This window comes from Flavobacterium algoris (genome assembly GCF_048158525.1).
GTDB lineage: Bacteria > Bacteroidota > Bacteroidia > Flavobacteriales > Flavobacteriaceae > Flavobacterium > Flavobacterium algoris.
Genome location: NZ_JBLNKT010000001.1, coordinates 24,180 through 40,179, shown reverse-complemented (window position 1 = coordinate 40,179; position 16,000 = coordinate 24,180). Strand labels below are relative to the sequence as shown.

Below are 16,000 nucleotides of genomic sequence, written 5' to 3'. Positions count from 1 at the left end.
ATTACCTTTTCGTATTTTTGCTCCAAATTACTTTTATGAAATCTATTTTTTATAAATACCGAAAGTTCTTTGGTGTTTTATTAGTCTTTTCTATCATAACAATTTACTTGTTTTATGTGGCTCTAAAACCAAGTAAAACACTACCTATTTTTAATCCTTCAGATGTAAACCCAGAATTAGTAGACAGTACCATTCAATACATCAGTAAATACCATACCATTGCTGATTTTTCGTTTGTAAACCAAAACGGAAAAACCATCACCCAGAAAGATTATGAAGGAAAAGTGTATGTTGCTGATTTTTTCTTTACTACTTGCGGTTCTATTTGTCCAAAAATGACAACTAATTTAGCCGGAGTGCAAAAAGCAATTATCAATAACCCAAAAGTAATGTTGCTTTCCCACACCGTTTTCCCGGAAATAGACAGCATACCAGTTTTGAAAGCATATGCGATAAAAAATGGAGTTGTTGACAGCAAATGGAACTTGGTAACCGGCGATAAAAAAGCCATTTACACGATGGCAAGAAAATCCTATTTGGCCGTAAAATTAGGGAGACCAGATCAATTGTATGATATGGTTCACACCGAAAATTTTGTTTTGGTTGACACTAAAAGACGGGTTCGTGGTTTTTATGACGGAACTAAAAAAGAAGACATGAAACGTTTGATAGAGGATATTAATTTTTTGTGTACCGAATAAAAAAGATTAAAAAATTGGACTCCAGCCGTTTCCTTTCTTTATTAGTCCCGTAAACAGTCTACATTTCTTAACTTTTATTTATCCCAAAAGGTTACAAAAATGATAATTATCATTTGTTTTGGCATTATAATATGTACTTTTGCAATCTTAATTCAATCTAAATAAGTCTTGCGAACAACGATACAGTCCCTCAAAAAAGGCGAAAAAGCCATTATCAAAGATTTTGATATTGATATCGTTCCTTTAAAACTATTAGAAATGGGTTGTTTACCCGGAAATATGGTAGAATTACTTCAAATTGCTCCTTTTGGAGATCCTTTGTATTTAAATATTAACGGTTCACATGTTGCTATTCGTGTAGAAACTGCAAGAGAAATCGAAGTAGAAATCATGAAAACCAACTTATGGTAAGCAATCGAAACATTAATGTCGCTTTAATAGGAAATCCCAATGTAGGTAAAACTTCGGTTTTTAATCAATTGACAGGTTTAAACCAACAAGTGGGCAATTATCCCGGAATTACGGTGGAGAAAAAAATTGGATTTTGCAAATTACCCAATAATGTAAAAGCCAACATTCTGGATTTACCCGGGACGTATAGCTTGAATGCCAGTTCCATTGACGAAAATGTTGTTATTGAATTGTTACTGAATAAAAACGATAAATTATATCCAGACGTAGCCCTTGTAGTTACCGATGTAGAAAATTTGAAACGTAATTTACTTCTTTTTACACAAATAAAAGATTTAGAAATCCCCACTATTCTTATCATAAACATGGCTGATAGAATGGCGTATAAGGGAATAACGCTGGACATTCCTTATCTTGAAGAACACTTAAAAACCAAGATTGCGTTGATTAGTTCTCGAAAAGGTTTTGGAATCGATGAATTAAAAAAATTAATTGTCACCTACAAAACGATTTCTAGTGAACCGTGTTTAAATGCATCCAGTATTGATCCAGAATATTTCAATACGTTGCGCAAAACATTCCCTAACCAATTGTTGTATAAATTATGGCTGGTCATCACTCAGGATGTGAATTTCCTAAATTTAGATCGTAATGAAATTCGAAGTTCGTTGACCAAATCACACTCGGATTTAAAACGTTTACAACAAAAAGAAACCATAAAACGCTATCAGTTTATCAATGATGTGCTGAAAGTAGGATTGAAAGTGGATGAAACTGTCGCTAAAGATTTCCGAAGCAAACTGGATCGTGTCCTGACGCATAAAGTGTGGGGTTATGTCATTTTCTTTTTAATCTTATTCGTCATTTTTCAATCTATTTTCGAATGGTCTAAAATTCCGATGGATTTTATCGACAGCACTTTTGCTTCGTTGAGTTCTCTGGCTGCTGACCATTTACCAGCTGGAGTTTTAACCAATTTAATTTCGCAAGGAATTATTCCCGGAATTGGCGGAATTTTGATATTTATCCCACAAATTGCATTCTTGTTTATGTTCATTTCCATTCTCGAAGAAAGTGGTTATATGAGCAGAGTAGTTTTCCTGATGGACAAAATCATGCGGAAATTTGGTTTGTCCGGTAAAAGCGTTGTACCGCTTATTTCAGGAACAGCGTGTGCGATTCCTGCGATTATGGCAACCCGAAATATAGAGAACTGGAAAGAAAGACTCATCACCATATTGGTAACGCCTTTTACAACTTGTTCAGCAAGATTGCCTGTTTACGCCATCATTATTGCACTGGTGATTCCTGACACGCGCATTTTTGGGATTTTGAATATGCAAGGAATGACCTTGATGTTATTGTATCTTTTGGGTTTTGGAATGGCAATTTTTTCGGCTTATATTTTAAATAAGATTCTAAAAATAAAAGGAAAAACCTACTTTGTTGTTGAAATGCCCAATTATAAATTACCTCTTTTTAAGAACGTGGGAATTAATGTAATCGAAAAAACAAAGGCATTTATTTTTGGAGCAGGAAAAATCATTTTGGCTATTTCGATTGTTTTATGGTTTTTGGCTTCCTACGGTCCTGGAGAAAAATTCAATAATGCAGAAACGATTGTCGTTGAAAAAACCAAAGACAAACCGCTCTTAAAAACAGAATTTGACAATGCAGTTGCCTCACAAAAATTAGAAAACTCTTATATTGGTTTAATGGGAAAAACTATTGAACCGGCGATTTCTCCTTTAGGTTACGATTGGAAAATAGGTATTGCCATCATCAGTTCATTTGCGGCCAGAGAGGTATTCGTGGGAACATTAGCGACTATTTACAGTGTTGGCGGAAGCGATAATGAAGTCACCATAAAGAACAAAATGGCATCCGAAATCAATCCAGAGACAGGTCAGAAAATATTCAATTTTGCATCAGGGATATCGCTCCTATTATTTTATGCTTTTGCAATGCAATGTGCCAGTACACTGGCGATTACCAAAAAAGAAACCAACAGCTGGAAATGGCCTTTAGGACAACTTATTTTCATGAGTGGCTTTGCCTATGTTGTAGCATTGATTGCCTATCAAATTCTAAAATAAAGATTATGGATATTCAAGAAATCATAGCCTTTGCAGCACTCGCAGTTGCAGTAGCTTTTTTAATCCGAAAATTTTTTTTCAAAAAGAAGAAATCAGATAAAAATTGCGGCAGTGATGATGATTGTGGTTGTCATTAAAATTTTTATTTAAATTCATTTATTTTTAAACTTTAAGAAGAAATCTAAAATCTTGCCTGATTTAAAAAAATAAAAATCAACGCATTAATTTAAACTATTTGATTTAAATTAACTAAATTTACATAGTATAAAAATGTGCTTTTAAACTCAAAATCAGTCACTTCCATTTTTACTTTTCAAAAAAAATGAATTCTGATTTGTACTTGAATCTAAGGTGCCTTTTGAACATAATTTCAGGACTTTTAGCTTTACTCCTACCCAGCAATTGGAATTATAGAACTACTATGAATTGGTAATCGGTATCTTTTAATAATTTAAAGGAGAAAACTACAAGAAACCTCGATATAGCACCTATTTCATTATGAAAAAAGCAAACTATCTTTTTTCATGATTATTCATTTCATTGGCTGCTTTTTCACAAAAAATGTGTTAAGTGTCTAAATGAAATCTTCTTACAGTTATTATGTTGCAATTGATTTCAAATAAAAATGAGCCAATATCAACTAATCATGAAAACGTTTATTTTAATATTATTTATATTAAACTTCTCATTTCTTTTTGCCCAAAAAGAAATCTCTGGTTTTGTAATAGATAATGCTGGTAGTGCAATGTCAGGCGTTAACATTACCGAAAAAGGGACAAACAATAGCGTTTCCAGTGACATCAATGGGGCATACCAGATTAATGTTAAAGAAGGTGCTACTTTAATCTTTAGTTACTTTGGTTACTCTAAACAAGAATATGACACAACTGATCCTATTCTCAATGTTGTTTTATCCCAAGACGGAGGACAAAACCTTAACGAAGTTGTGGTTACCGGAACACGAGCAGCACCCAGAAGCAACACTACAACTACACTTCCTATTGATGTAGTATCATTTGAAGACCTGACGACAACTGGACAAGTAACTTTTGACAAGGCATTACAGTACAAAATACCCTCTTTTAATACGGTTCAAACCCCTGTAAATGATGCTACATCATTACTTGACCCTTATGAAATTAGAAACATGGGACCTAGTAGAACCTTAATACTTATAAATGGAAAACGCAAAAATTTAAGCGCTCTACTTTATGTTCAAACGGCTCCGGGACAAGGGGAAACTGGAGCTGATATTTCAGGAATACCTATCGATGCGATCGAAAGAGTGGAGATTCTTCGTGATGGAGCATCCCCTCAATATGGTTCTGATGCGATAGCTGGAGTAATAAATATTATTTTAAAAAAGAGAACCGAAGATGGCTCAGTAAGAATAAAAACCGGTATTACTTCAAAAGGCGATGGGGAAATGTTGGGTATAAGTTTAAATAATGGGACTACTGTAGGCGACAAAGGTTTTGTAAATTATACTTTAGATTTTTCAAAGGTAAGTTTAGCCAATAGACCCGGAAAAGTGGATGCAGAAGGAGATTTTAATGATTTCGTTAAAATAAATCCTGTTGTATATAGTAGTTATGTCAATACCGATAATACCCTTGGAGGCACTGATATAACTGGAATGACAGCTGTACAAATTAATACTGTTTTTGAAGCATACAAAGGATCAACCGATTATAACGCAAAGCTAGCCACTATAAATCAAGGAAATATAACGGGAAGAAATGTCGTTGATACTTTTTTAAGAGGAAATCCTGAAGGAGGAAACAGCAATAGTTCTCCAGAAACAGCTGCCGTAAAATTTTTAGTAAACGGTGATTTTAATTTATCGCATGAAACACAATTGTATTATAATGCTGCTTATGTTTACAAAAAAGTTAACTCATTTGCCAACTACCGAACCCCCTATTGGAGATCTATAAAAAACCCCTTTGAAAATAGCAGCATACAAAATTGGGGCAACTCATCTGTTTATCCCACTTATTTAAAAGATTTCTTTGGTGATGGCACAGTAGCTTCCTATAAAGGGTATCATCCCACATTTACTGGAGATTTGAACGATTACAATGCTACCTTAGGTTACAAAGCGATAAAGAATGGATGGAATGTTGATGCCAGCATAACTGTTGGTGGTAATTCGCAAACCTATACGGTAGAAAACTCTCAAAACAAATCGGACATAAAAGATTCTAACGGAGTCAATATCTACCAAGAGAATAGTCCAATCTCTTTCAAACCCGGGGGAGCTTCGTTTAAGCATATTGTAGGCAATTTAGATATTTCTAAAGTATTATCTGATAAAATAAGTGTTGGTGTTGGTTCTGAGGTTAGAACAGAAACCTTTATAATTACTGAAGGAGACAAGGCTTCCTGGGATGGAGAAGGTGCCGATTCCTTTTCCGGTAACAGACCCGAAAATTCAGGCAAATGGAATCGTTACAATTTAGGTGGATACTTCGATTTAGCGTATGATTTCTCTAAAGATTTCTTAGTAAACGGTACGGTTCGTTATGAAGATTACAGTGATTTTGGGGCAGCAACGGTTTGGAAATTGAGTTCTAGATTTAAATTTTATAATGACAAAATTATCCTAAGGGGATCCGTTTCCACCGGATTTAGAGCACCGACATTGCACCAAATTTACTCTCAAAAATCACAATATTCCTTCGTAGCAGGCCAAGGAATCCAAATTAGCGGATTAATTAATAATGTTTCTGCACAGGCACGTATTTTGGGCATCCCAAAATTAGATCCTGAAAAATCAACTAATATAACAGTCGGAATAGGTGCCAATCCTTTAAAAAAATTAAATTTCACAATAGATTATTACAACATCAAAGTAGCAAACAGAATCATCTTAGGAGATAAGGTAGCCACACAATTTGGCAGCGTTGCCTGGTTTGAAAATTCATTTGATTCGAGAACATCTGGCTTAGATTTTGTAATGAATTACAATACTATAGCATTAGGAATAGGAGCATTAGGATTTAATTTATCCGGAAACGTAACTTTTGAAAATAAAAGAATTTCACCTGTTGCAAGTAACAATTTTGGAGCAACACTTAACGCTTTAATGTTTACCTCAAGACCCGAAACAAAATGGATTTTGGGAGCCAATTACAGAATTAAAAAAATTGATTTAACCATCAACAACACTTATTTTGGAAAAGCTACTTTCAAACAACAAGGTTTAGATTCAAATTTAAGAACTGAGTTTACGCCAAAAATAGTTACTGATTTAGGAATAGATTTCGCAGCAACTGATAAATTAACACTAGCATTTAATGTGAATAATTTATTTAATGTATTGCCTGAATGGAAATTTAAAGCCGAAAACGCAGTTGGAGTTGCCATTTTGAATGATCCTTCTCAAGTAAAATCACAATTTAACTTGATTACATTCAATGGCCGTTATTCTCAAACAACCTATCAAGGATTTCACTTCAGTCAATTAGGAACCTTGATCAGTTTGTCATTAAATTATAAATTCTAAAATCAGGATTTTTTAAAATAAAACAGCATTAATTTTTCCAAATCACGTCGAAACTTCGTTAAAAATAAAATGTCATGACACTTAAAAATCACATCTTTTTTTGGGGAGTAATCATCATACTGATGGGAGGAAATCCAATAGCAGCCCAAGAGAATTCCGGGGGAAAGGAATATGCTTTAAAAGCTGCTTTTCTGTATCGTTTTATAGATTATGTTAATTGGAAAGATTATTCTAAAAATCAAACTTTTAAAATTGCGATTCTGGAAGAAAGCCCAATTACTGCTTCATTGCAAGACATCCCTAAAACTAAAAAAATTGACATTAAGGAATATAAAAATTTGGACGATATCAGTTTTTGTAACATTCTATTTGTCCCTTACAATAGTACCATACCAATTGAAACCATTCTTTCTAAATTTTCAGGAAAGCCAGTATTAATCGTAACAGAGCGAAATGGTTATGGAAAAAAAGGGGCGCAAATGAATTTTGTTATAGTCGAAAATAAATTAAAATTCGAGGTAAATCTAAAAGCAATAAATAAAGCCGGAATCGGAATCAGTTCCTTCTTGCTGCAACATGCAATTATTGTACAATAATCGTCTCAAATACACTTTAGTATCGTTCCATTTATAAGCGAATTTGAGTGAAGAAGAAAAACTTAATAAAAGTAAAATCACAGTACCTTTAGTGTGCTAAGTACTATTTTTTAGCATTAAAACAATAAACAAATGATGAATCTACGTAACATCTCCATTAAAAATAAGCTGGTACTCATGCAGGTTTTCACCTCCGCATTTGTATTAGTGCTTTGTATTGCAGCTTTTGTTCTAATAGACATAAAAGGGTTCAAAGATCGGAAAATGGTAAGTTCAATAGCTATTGCACAAGTGGTAGGTTTTAATAGTGTTTCGGCTCTTGAATTTTTGGATAATGCTGCCGCAAAGAAAATCCTATCCGAATTAGCTGTACAAAACGACATTCTAAATGCGAGTATACTCGACAAAAAAGGGCATGTTTTTGCATCCTACACTAAACCGGGCGCCAATCCTAAATTCCGATTTGTTGTGCCTGCAATGGAGCAAAAAAGTTTCCTGTTTACCAATAAAAATCTTTTTGTTTACAGCAAAATCAAAAAAGACAATAAAACAATAGGATTAGTTTGTATCAACTTTGAACTATCGGAATTGAATAAAATAAAAATGGATGTTTTGCGTCTGGGAATCGTATTATTAATTGTCGGAATCGGACTTGCTTTTTTAATTGCCATGATTATTAAAAAATACATCTCAAAACCCTTGTTAAATTTGGTAACAGTAATACAACAAATAAAAGATACCGGTGATTATAAAACCCGCATGATTGTTGAAGGAAAAGATGAAATCAGCATCCTTTCCTTGGGACTTAATAATATGCTGGAAAACATTGAAAAAAGAGACAATGAAGTCGCACAATCCAAAGAACAACTGAATAATCAAAATACCCTTTTACAGTCAGTGATACAAAATATGGGTGATGGATTAATCGTTGCTGATGAGAATAAAAAATTTATCCTCTGGAATGCTGCCAGTGAGAAAATAATTGGAATTGGCCCGATGGATATTCCTATAGAGCGATGGGCTGAAACCTATGGCTTCTTTATGCCCGATTCCAAATCAGTTTTTAATACTAATGAACTTCCTTTGGTAAAAGCATTAAATGGTGAAGAAGTGAATAATATGGAAATATTTATCCAAAATTACAAAAAACCGGAGGGTCTTTCTGTAATTGTAACTGCCAGACCTTTAAAAAATCCTGCCGGTGGAATAACTGGCGGTGTTTTGGTTATTCATGATATCACAGAACGAAAAACTTCAGAAACCGAAATTAAAAACCTAAATGAGGAACTGGAACGAAAAGTCACAGAACGTACCGCCCAATTAGCCGAAGCTATAGAAACCCTTCGCAAAAGCGAGGAAAAATACCGTGAAATCGTAGAAAACATAAGTGATGTAGTCCATACTTCTGATTACAAAGGTTATTTTACCTATATCAATCCTGCCTGCAAAAAACTAACGGGTTACGCACAAAATGAAATTATTGGAAAACATTTTTCAGAAATCGTTGCGCCGGAGTGGAGAGATCGTGTGGCTGAATTCTATTTTGACCAATTTAAAAATAAAATAGATGAAACCTTATTCTCATTTCCCATCCTAACCAAATCCAGAGAAGAAAAATGGGTAGAACAAACGGTAATGCAGTTAAGAGAAGGGAATAGAATAACCGGACATAAATCTATTATGAGAGATATTACGGAACGAAAAGCAGCCGAACAAAAATTAAAAGAAAGCGAAGGCCAATTACAAACCATATTTAATGAGGCGCCTGATGCCTTAATTGTGATAAATGATCAAGGAATCATTATCCGATGGAATCCACAAGCTGAAAAAATATTTGGTTGGACAATTATAGAAGCATTAGGCAAACGAATGCACGAATTAATTATGCCAAAACAACATAGAGATAATCATTTAAAAGGGCTTCAACATTTTATAGATACTGGAGAAGGACCAGTTCTTAATAAAACATTTGAAACTACAGCACTTAACAAACAAAATCTCGAGTTTGATATTGAGCTAACTGTATCACAAGCAACGATTTTAGGCAAATATATTTTCATTGCTTTTATCAAAGATATCTCACTGAGAAAAAAAATGGAAAATGAAAAAAAAGAAGCCGACAAATTAGTGCATCTTAATGAACTAAAACTGAAATTGATTCTGGAAAATATTGGCGAAGGAATTATTGTGACGGATAACCAAAAAAGAATTGTTTTATCGAATCACATGGCGGAAGAAATTATAGGAATAAAACAAGATGCTACTGCCCCAACAACTCTTGATTGGTCCACTAAATATGAATTGTATTATCCTGACGAAAAAACCATTTTTCCTGCCCAGAATCTTCCACTGGAAAAAGCACTAAAAGGAGAATCTACGGATGATGTTGAGATAATAATTGAAGATTCTGAAACTAAAGCAAAAAAAAGAGTTATCATTAGCGGCAGACCAATAATCGACGAAAACAACTACGTTATAGCCGCTGTTGCTAATATAAAAGACATTACCTATTACAAAGAACTTGAGGTTGCTTTAGAAGAAAGCGAGCAGAAATACCGAAAATTAATTGGTTTTAAAAAGGGATAAAAGACAGCACTACACTATCAATTAAACATAGAATACTAAACTCTTTTTTAAACTTAAATGAACTTAAATTCCTTATATGGTTTATCTTTTTTACCATATAAGGAATTTAAGTTCATTTAATAAATAATAAAAATCGCTGTAATTACTGTTGGCACAAGGCTTATTTCAAATACCCAATTTTGATATAATAGTCTTTTTTAGCAACAGTTACTCCTTGTTTTGGATAAGGAAAAACGCTGCTTTTTTTTATTTCTCTTTGTTTTTCCGGCAAATATTTAGCAAACCATTCCTTGTTTTTTTCCTCATTTTTAACAGAAAAAATGATGGTTTTATCCTCAACTAATTCAGAATCTTTGTAAACAGAAATAACTGCTGAAGCTTCTCCAGCCCAAACGCAAGTAACTCCTTCCGGACAACGGGAATCAGAAATGATTGCTTTCAAAACCAATTGATACCCTGTTTTTTTAAGGCATATTTTTTGGGTGATTTTCACGTATTTTATATTTTCTTTTTTGGTGTTTTGAGCAAAAACGGAAATACAAAAAATCAGTAAAAAGGCTAAGAGACTATTTTTCATTTGATTTTTCTTTTAATTATACCAAATATAGTCCTTTTGGTTACGTAGTTTTTACAAAAAGATTACTCGCAATTTTATTCGAAATGGTTAAATCCTTGTGATCCACTTTTATTTTCAGAGACAAATCAAAACTTTCTTTACTGATGATTTCAATTTTAGAACCCAATGCGATTCCTTGTTTATCTAAATATTTAAGAAATTCAGATGATGTGTCTTTTACACCTACACATATTCCCGTTTGATTTTCATGCAACTCTGAAAGCAACTGTTTTTCAATTTTAATCATGCGCCCATTGGCATCCGGAATAGGATCCCCATGCGGGTCTTCGGTGGGGTTTCCTAGAAAATCATCAAGTTTGTTGATCAGTTTTTCTGATTTTATATGTTCTAATTGTTCTGCAATATCGTGAACCTCATCCCAGGAAAAGTCTAATTTATCCACTAAGAAAACTTCCCAAAGACGGTGTTTCCTCACAATCATTTTGGCCGTTATTTTTCCGTGTTCTGTTAAAGAAACCCCTTGGTATTTCTTGTAATTAACCAAATCCTTTTCGGCTAATTTCTTGAGCATATCTGTTACGGATGATGCTTTAGTTTCCATCATTTCAGCAATGGCATTAGTGCTTATTTCTGAATCCGAAAGAATCGTTAGATGAAATATGGTTTTAAGATAATTTTCTTCTGAAAAAGTCATTTGATTTGAGATTGAAGATTATTGATTTTTGATTTCAGATGCCTTAGCTCCTATAGCTCCTGATACTGAAACAAATTTAGTACAGGAATTTAATTTTTCACGATAAGTAATGGGATCGTTATTTTGTGTCGCAATTTGTCAACGGTAGTTCCAAAGATTAAATCTTTGAATCCAGTATGTCCGTGCGTTCCCATAACCAAGATATCAAAATTTCCTTCATTGATAATGGTAGGAATGACTTTATTTGGTTTTCCAAATCCCAATTGTATTTCGACTTTAAATTCTTTTTCTGACAACATTTCTTTGTATTCGTTTAATAGTTTCTCGTCTATTAAAGTTTCATGATCATCAATATTTTCGCCATAAACAAGTGCTCCAACGGTTTCTACCACGTGAATTAAAGTGTATTTCGCATCGATTCCACCCAATTGAAAAGCGTTATTCAATGCTACTTCATCAGCGCTGGAAAAATCTACTGAAACAGCAATATTCTTTTTGCTGTAGATTGCAGTTTTAAAAAATTGCAATTTTAAATTGTGTGGCGAATGGTTTAGAATCCTAGTTTTTGGTTTGACAATAAATGGTTTGAATACAATATAAAGCAACAAAATCAAGAAGCCAAATGCTAAAGGAACTACTGTAAACCATAATACAATTGGATTATCAGAAGTTTCGAGCCAACCTTTAATTTCATCAAAAACTAATTTGGCATTCAGCGAAACGATAATGGTTGCAACAATCCAAGAAGCAATTTGGGTAACCTTACCAATGTGAAATCCTTTCATTTTTGATTTATCGCTTACAAAATGTATCAACGGAATAATTGCAAAACCCAATTGCAAACTCAAAATTACCTGGCTTAAAATCAGTAATTTTCCTGTGACGCTTTCGCCAAAAATGGAAATTACAATTACGGCTGGAACAATGGCGATTAATCGGGTGATTATTCTTCGAACCCACGGTTGGATTCGTAAATTCAAATAGCCTTCCATAATAATTTGCCCGGCTAATGTTCCGGTAACGGTTGAACTTTGTCCTGCCGCAATCAAAGCCACGGCGAATAATATTGGTGCCCATTTGCTCCCTAAAAGTGGTGCTAAAAACCGGTGTGCATCTTGAATTTCGGCGACTTCAAACATGCCGTTTTTATAAAATGTGGCTGCAGCCAATATTAAAATAGCGGCATTTACAAAAAAGGCTAGATTTAATGCAATTGTGGAATCGATGAAATTGTATTTTAAAGCCTGCTTAATCCCGGCATTGCTTCTATCAAAATTTCTGGTTTGCACCAATGAGGAATGCAGGTACAAATTATGTGGCATAACCGTTGCCCCAATGATCCCGATAGCGATATAAAGCGCTGCTTCGTTAGGCATTGAAGGAATCAATCCATAAATAACTTTCCCCATTTCCGGCTGTGCAAAAATCATTTCAAAAATAAAGGAAAACCCAATGATTGCAACCAACACAATAATGAAAGCTTCCATTTTCCGGATGCCTTTGTTGATTAAAAACAGCAATAAAAAAGTGTCTAAAACGGTTATTATCACCCCTTCAATAAGTGGAATATCAAACAATAAATTGATACCAATTGCCATTCCTAATACTTCGGCAAGGTCACAGGCGGCAATAGCGATTTCGGCCAGAAAGTATAGAATGTAATTGATAAATGGCGAGTAGGTTTCCCGTGAGGCTTGCGCCAAATCGCGTTGGGTTACGATTCCCAAACGTGCGCTTAAACTTTGCAGCAAAAGCGCCATCATATTACTCATCAATAAAACCCAAAGCAAAGCATAACCAAACTGGCTTCCGCCGGCAATATCAGTAGCCCAATTCCCGGGATCCATATAACCAACACTGATTAAATAAGCGGGTCCAAAAAAGGCTAATATTTTTCTGAAGACTGATTTTTTATTTTGAGTAGAAACCGATTGGTGTACTTCTTCTAAAGATTTCCCCATGGCTGATTTTAAATTATTGATACAAAAGTAATTAAAAAATTTGTTTTGCAAAATTTAATTTTTAGATTTGTCTAAATTTAATTTAAGCATTGTGAAAAAAATATTTATGTTGTTTGTTTTTCTTGTTGTACACTTCAGTTATGCGCAAGAAAAAACTTTTGTTTCAGGATTCGTTTCATCAGAAAAAAAAGCGGTTCCTAGTGCAAGTATTGTTATAATGGGAACTAATTATAAAACTAAAACCGATAGCTTAGGCAACTATAGATTAGAGAATATCCCAGAAGGCACTTATAAAATTCAAGTTGCAGCCAACAGTTTCCAAACATCCAGAAAAAATATTAGTATCAAAAAAGACGCAAGCACAGTTGTGGATTTTGAACTCTCCAATACGGAGAACCAACTCAACGAAGTCGTTGTTTCAGGAACTTTGAAAGCGGTAAAAAGATTAGAAAGTGCTGTTCCTGTTGAAGTTTATTCTCCTATATTTTTCAAAAAAAATCCTACCGCAAGTATTTATGAAGCACTTCAAAACGTAAACGGAGTCCGACCGCAGCTTAATTGCGGCGTTTGTAATACCGGTGACATTCACATTAACGGACTGGAAGGGCCTTACACCTTGGTTTTAATAGACGGAATGCCCATTGTAAGCAGTTTATCAACCGTTTACGGATTATCCGGAATTCCAAATTCCTTGGTAGAAAGAATCGAAATCGTAAAAGGGCCTGCATCTTCCTTATATGGTAGCGAAGCTGTGGGTGGTTTAATTAATATCATCACTAAAAACCCACTAAATGCACCCTTATTTTCCGCGGATATTTTTAGTACTTCTTGGTTGGAAACCAATGTCGACTTAGGCGTAAAATTGAATGTTGGTAAGAAAGCAACAGCATTATTAGGCTTAAATTATTTCAAGTACAACAATAGAATTGACAACGATAAGGATGGTTTTACCGATGTTTCGCTATCCGACCGAATTTCGCTTTTTCAAAAATGGACTTTTGACAGAAAAGAAAACCGATTATTCACTATTGCAGCACGTGCTGTGTATGAAGATCGTTTTGGAGGAGATATGCGCTGGGAGAAAAAATACCGTGGCGGAGACGAAATTTACGGTGAAAGCATCTACACCAAACGTGCGGAACTTATAGGAAGTTATCAATTGCCATTTCAAGAGAAATTGATGCTTTCATTTTCTGGAAACGTCCATTATCAAGACAGTCGTTACGGCCTGACAAACTATATTGCCAACCAAAAAATTGGTTTTCTGCAATTAACCTGGGACAAGAAAACAGGGAAAAATGACCTGCTCACGGGACTGGCAGCACGTTACAATTATTATGACGACAATACTCCTGCGACGGCAGCTCTTGGAAACAACAACCCGGAGAAAACTTGGCTACCCGGAATTTTTGCCCAAGACGAAATCACGTTCACTGAAAAACACAAACTGTTATTAGGAATGCGTTACGATTACAACTCCTTTCACGGGAGTATTTTGACCCCACGATTAGCCTATAAATGGAAATTAAATGACAATAATATTCTTCGTCTGAATGCTGGAACGGGTTTTAGAGTTGTGAATTTATTCACCGAAGACCATGCAGCCTTAACGGGTGCTCGGGAAATTATAGTGGCCAACAACTTGAAACCGGAACAATCCGTAAACGCAAATTTGAACTACATCAAAAAAATAAATTTCGGCAATGGTACCTTTATAGGAATTGAAACGGCCCTTTTCCATACCCGATTCAGCAATAAAATTGTTTCCGATTATAACACGGATCCCAATAAAATAATTTATGACAACATCAACGGATATGCGATAAGCCAAGGAATTAGCACCAATATAGACGTCAATTTCCCTAACGGATTAAAAATTATAACAGGAGCTTCCTTTCTTGATAATAAAAATGTTGGAAACGGAGTAAAAGAAACGCCCTTTCTAACCGAAAAATTTACGGCAACATGGAGCGTATCCTATAAAATAAAAACCATTGATTTGAATATTGATTATACCGGAAATGTATACGGACCAATGAAATTGCCTTTATTAAGTGCCTTAGATCCTCGAAGTCCAAATTCGCCATGGTATAGTTTACAAAACATCCAACTGACCTATTCCGGTTGTAAAAATTTTGAGTTCTATGCCGGAATTAAAAACATTTTGAATTTTCTTCCAAAACAAAACAACCCCTTTTTGATTTCCAGAACTAATGATCCTTTTGACAAAAATGTACAGTACGATTCTAATGGGCAAGTGCTGGCTACATCCCAAAACCCGTACGGATTGACATTTGACACTACTTATGTTTATGGTCCTAACCAAGGTATTCGCAGCTTTTTTGGACTGCGTTATAATTTAAAGTAAATGAGAAAAAAACTTCTTTTACTGTTGGTTTTATTTTTGGTAATTCCGTCTGGTTTTGCACAGCTAAACGTGGTCTCTTTTGAGCAAATTGATAGCTTGCAACATATTGAAAAAAGGAACGTTATCGTTTTTATTCATACGGATTGGTGCCAATTTTGTCATGCGATGGAAAACACCACTTTCAAGAACGAAAACATCATAAAGGAACTAAACACTGCTTTTTATTTTATTGCTTTTAATGCTGAAGAAAAACGGACCATTACTTTTAATAATGCTACTTTTAAATTCAAATCCACGGGGAATACTTCCGGAATTCATGAACTCGCCATGCAACTGGGAACCATCAACAAACAGCTGAATTATCCCGCATTATGTGTATTAAACAGCGAAAACGAAATCATTTTTCAAGACAACAACTACATAAAACCAAAAGAGTTTAAACTTCTTTTAGAGAAACTAAAAGAATAAAATGTCTATTTTTGGTGTAATTGTCAAATTTTCC

The 16,000-nt window shown here is 34.4% G+C and carries 12 protein-coding genes; 9 read left to right on the top strand and 3 right to left on the bottom strand.

Going from position 1 to position 16,000, the window contains the following annotated elements:
• Positions 1–35 precede the first annotated feature (35 nt).
• The 7 genes from ACM55I_RS00140 (at position 36) to ACM55I_RS00110 (ending at position 9,898) form a co-directional block, all read left to right on the top strand.
• Positions 36–701, top strand: a complete 666-nt coding sequence (locus ACM55I_RS00140; RefSeq protein WP_416844771.1) for an SCO family protein — start codon at positions 36–38, stop codon at positions 699–701.
• A 168-nt stretch (positions 702–869) separates the two neighbouring features.
• The gene (locus tag ACM55I_RS00135; protein WP_416844770.1) at positions 870–1,112 is read left to right on the top strand and encodes a FeoA family protein; all 243 of its coding nucleotides are present in this window, start codon (positions 870–872) and stop codon (positions 1,110–1,112) included.
• Complete coding sequence (feoB, locus tag ACM55I_RS00130; RefSeq protein ID WP_416844769.1) at positions 1,106–3,208, top strand: ferrous iron transport protein B; 2,103 nt, start codon at positions 1,106–1,108, stop codon at positions 3,206–3,208. Before ACM55I_RS00135 ends, feoB begins: the two co-directional genes overlap by 7 nt.
• Positions 3,209–3,213: 5 nt before the next feature.
• On the top strand, positions 3,214–3,345 hold the full coding sequence (locus ACM55I_RS00125; RefSeq protein WP_416844768.1) for a FeoB-associated Cys-rich membrane protein: 132 nt from the start codon (positions 3,214–3,216) through the stop codon (positions 3,343–3,345).
• Between the two features lie 509 nt (positions 3,346–3,854).
• The gene (locus ACM55I_RS00120; RefSeq protein WP_416844921.1) at positions 3,855–6,716 is read left to right on the top strand and encodes a TonB-dependent receptor; all 2,862 of its coding nucleotides are present in this window, start codon (positions 3,855–3,857) and stop codon (positions 6,714–6,716) included.
• Positions 6,717–6,790: 74 nt separating this feature from the next.
• On the top strand, positions 6,791–7,312 hold the full coding sequence (locus ACM55I_RS00115) for a YfiR family protein (protein WP_416844767.1): 522 nt from the start codon (positions 6,791–6,793) through the stop codon (positions 7,310–7,312).
• 132 nt (positions 7,313–7,444) lie between these two features.
• The gene (locus ACM55I_RS00110) at positions 7,445–9,898 is read left to right on the top strand and encodes a PAS domain S-box protein (protein ID WP_416844766.1); all 2,454 of its coding nucleotides are present in this window, start codon (positions 7,445–7,447) and stop codon (positions 9,896–9,898) included.
• A 160-nt stretch (positions 9,899–10,058) separates the two neighbouring features.
• Here the strand turns inward: ACM55I_RS00110 and ACM55I_RS00105 are convergent, their stop codons facing one another.
• The 3 genes from ACM55I_RS00105 to ACM55I_RS00095 form a co-directional block, all read right to left on the bottom strand.
• Entirely contained in the window at positions 10,059–10,475 is a 417-nt protein-coding gene (locus tag ACM55I_RS00105) for a hypothetical protein (RefSeq protein WP_416844764.1), read from the bottom strand.
• A 40-nt stretch (positions 10,476–10,515) separates the two neighbouring features.
• On the bottom strand, positions 10,516–11,169 hold the full coding sequence (locus tag ACM55I_RS00100) for a metal-dependent transcriptional regulator (protein WP_416844763.1): 654 nt from the start codon (positions 11,167–11,169) through the stop codon (positions 10,516–10,518).
• An 89-nt stretch (positions 11,170–11,258) separates the two neighbouring features.
• Complete coding sequence (locus tag ACM55I_RS00095) at positions 11,259–13,130, bottom strand: Nramp family divalent metal transporter (RefSeq protein ID WP_416844762.1); 1,872 nt, start codon at positions 13,128–13,130, stop codon at positions 11,259–11,261.
• A 106-nt stretch (positions 13,131–13,236) separates the two neighbouring features.
• On the opposite strand from ACM55I_RS00095, the gene ACM55I_RS00090 reads away from it, so the two are divergent.
• Entirely contained in the window at positions 13,237–15,498 is a 2,262-nt protein-coding gene (locus ACM55I_RS00090; protein WP_416844920.1) for a TonB-dependent receptor, read from the top strand.
• Positions 15,499–15,966, top strand: coding sequence for a thioredoxin family protein (locus ACM55I_RS00085; RefSeq protein WP_416844761.1), 468 nt, complete (start codon positions 15,499–15,501; stop codon positions 15,964–15,966).
• The last annotated feature ends 34 nt before the right edge of the window (positions 15,967–16,000 follow it).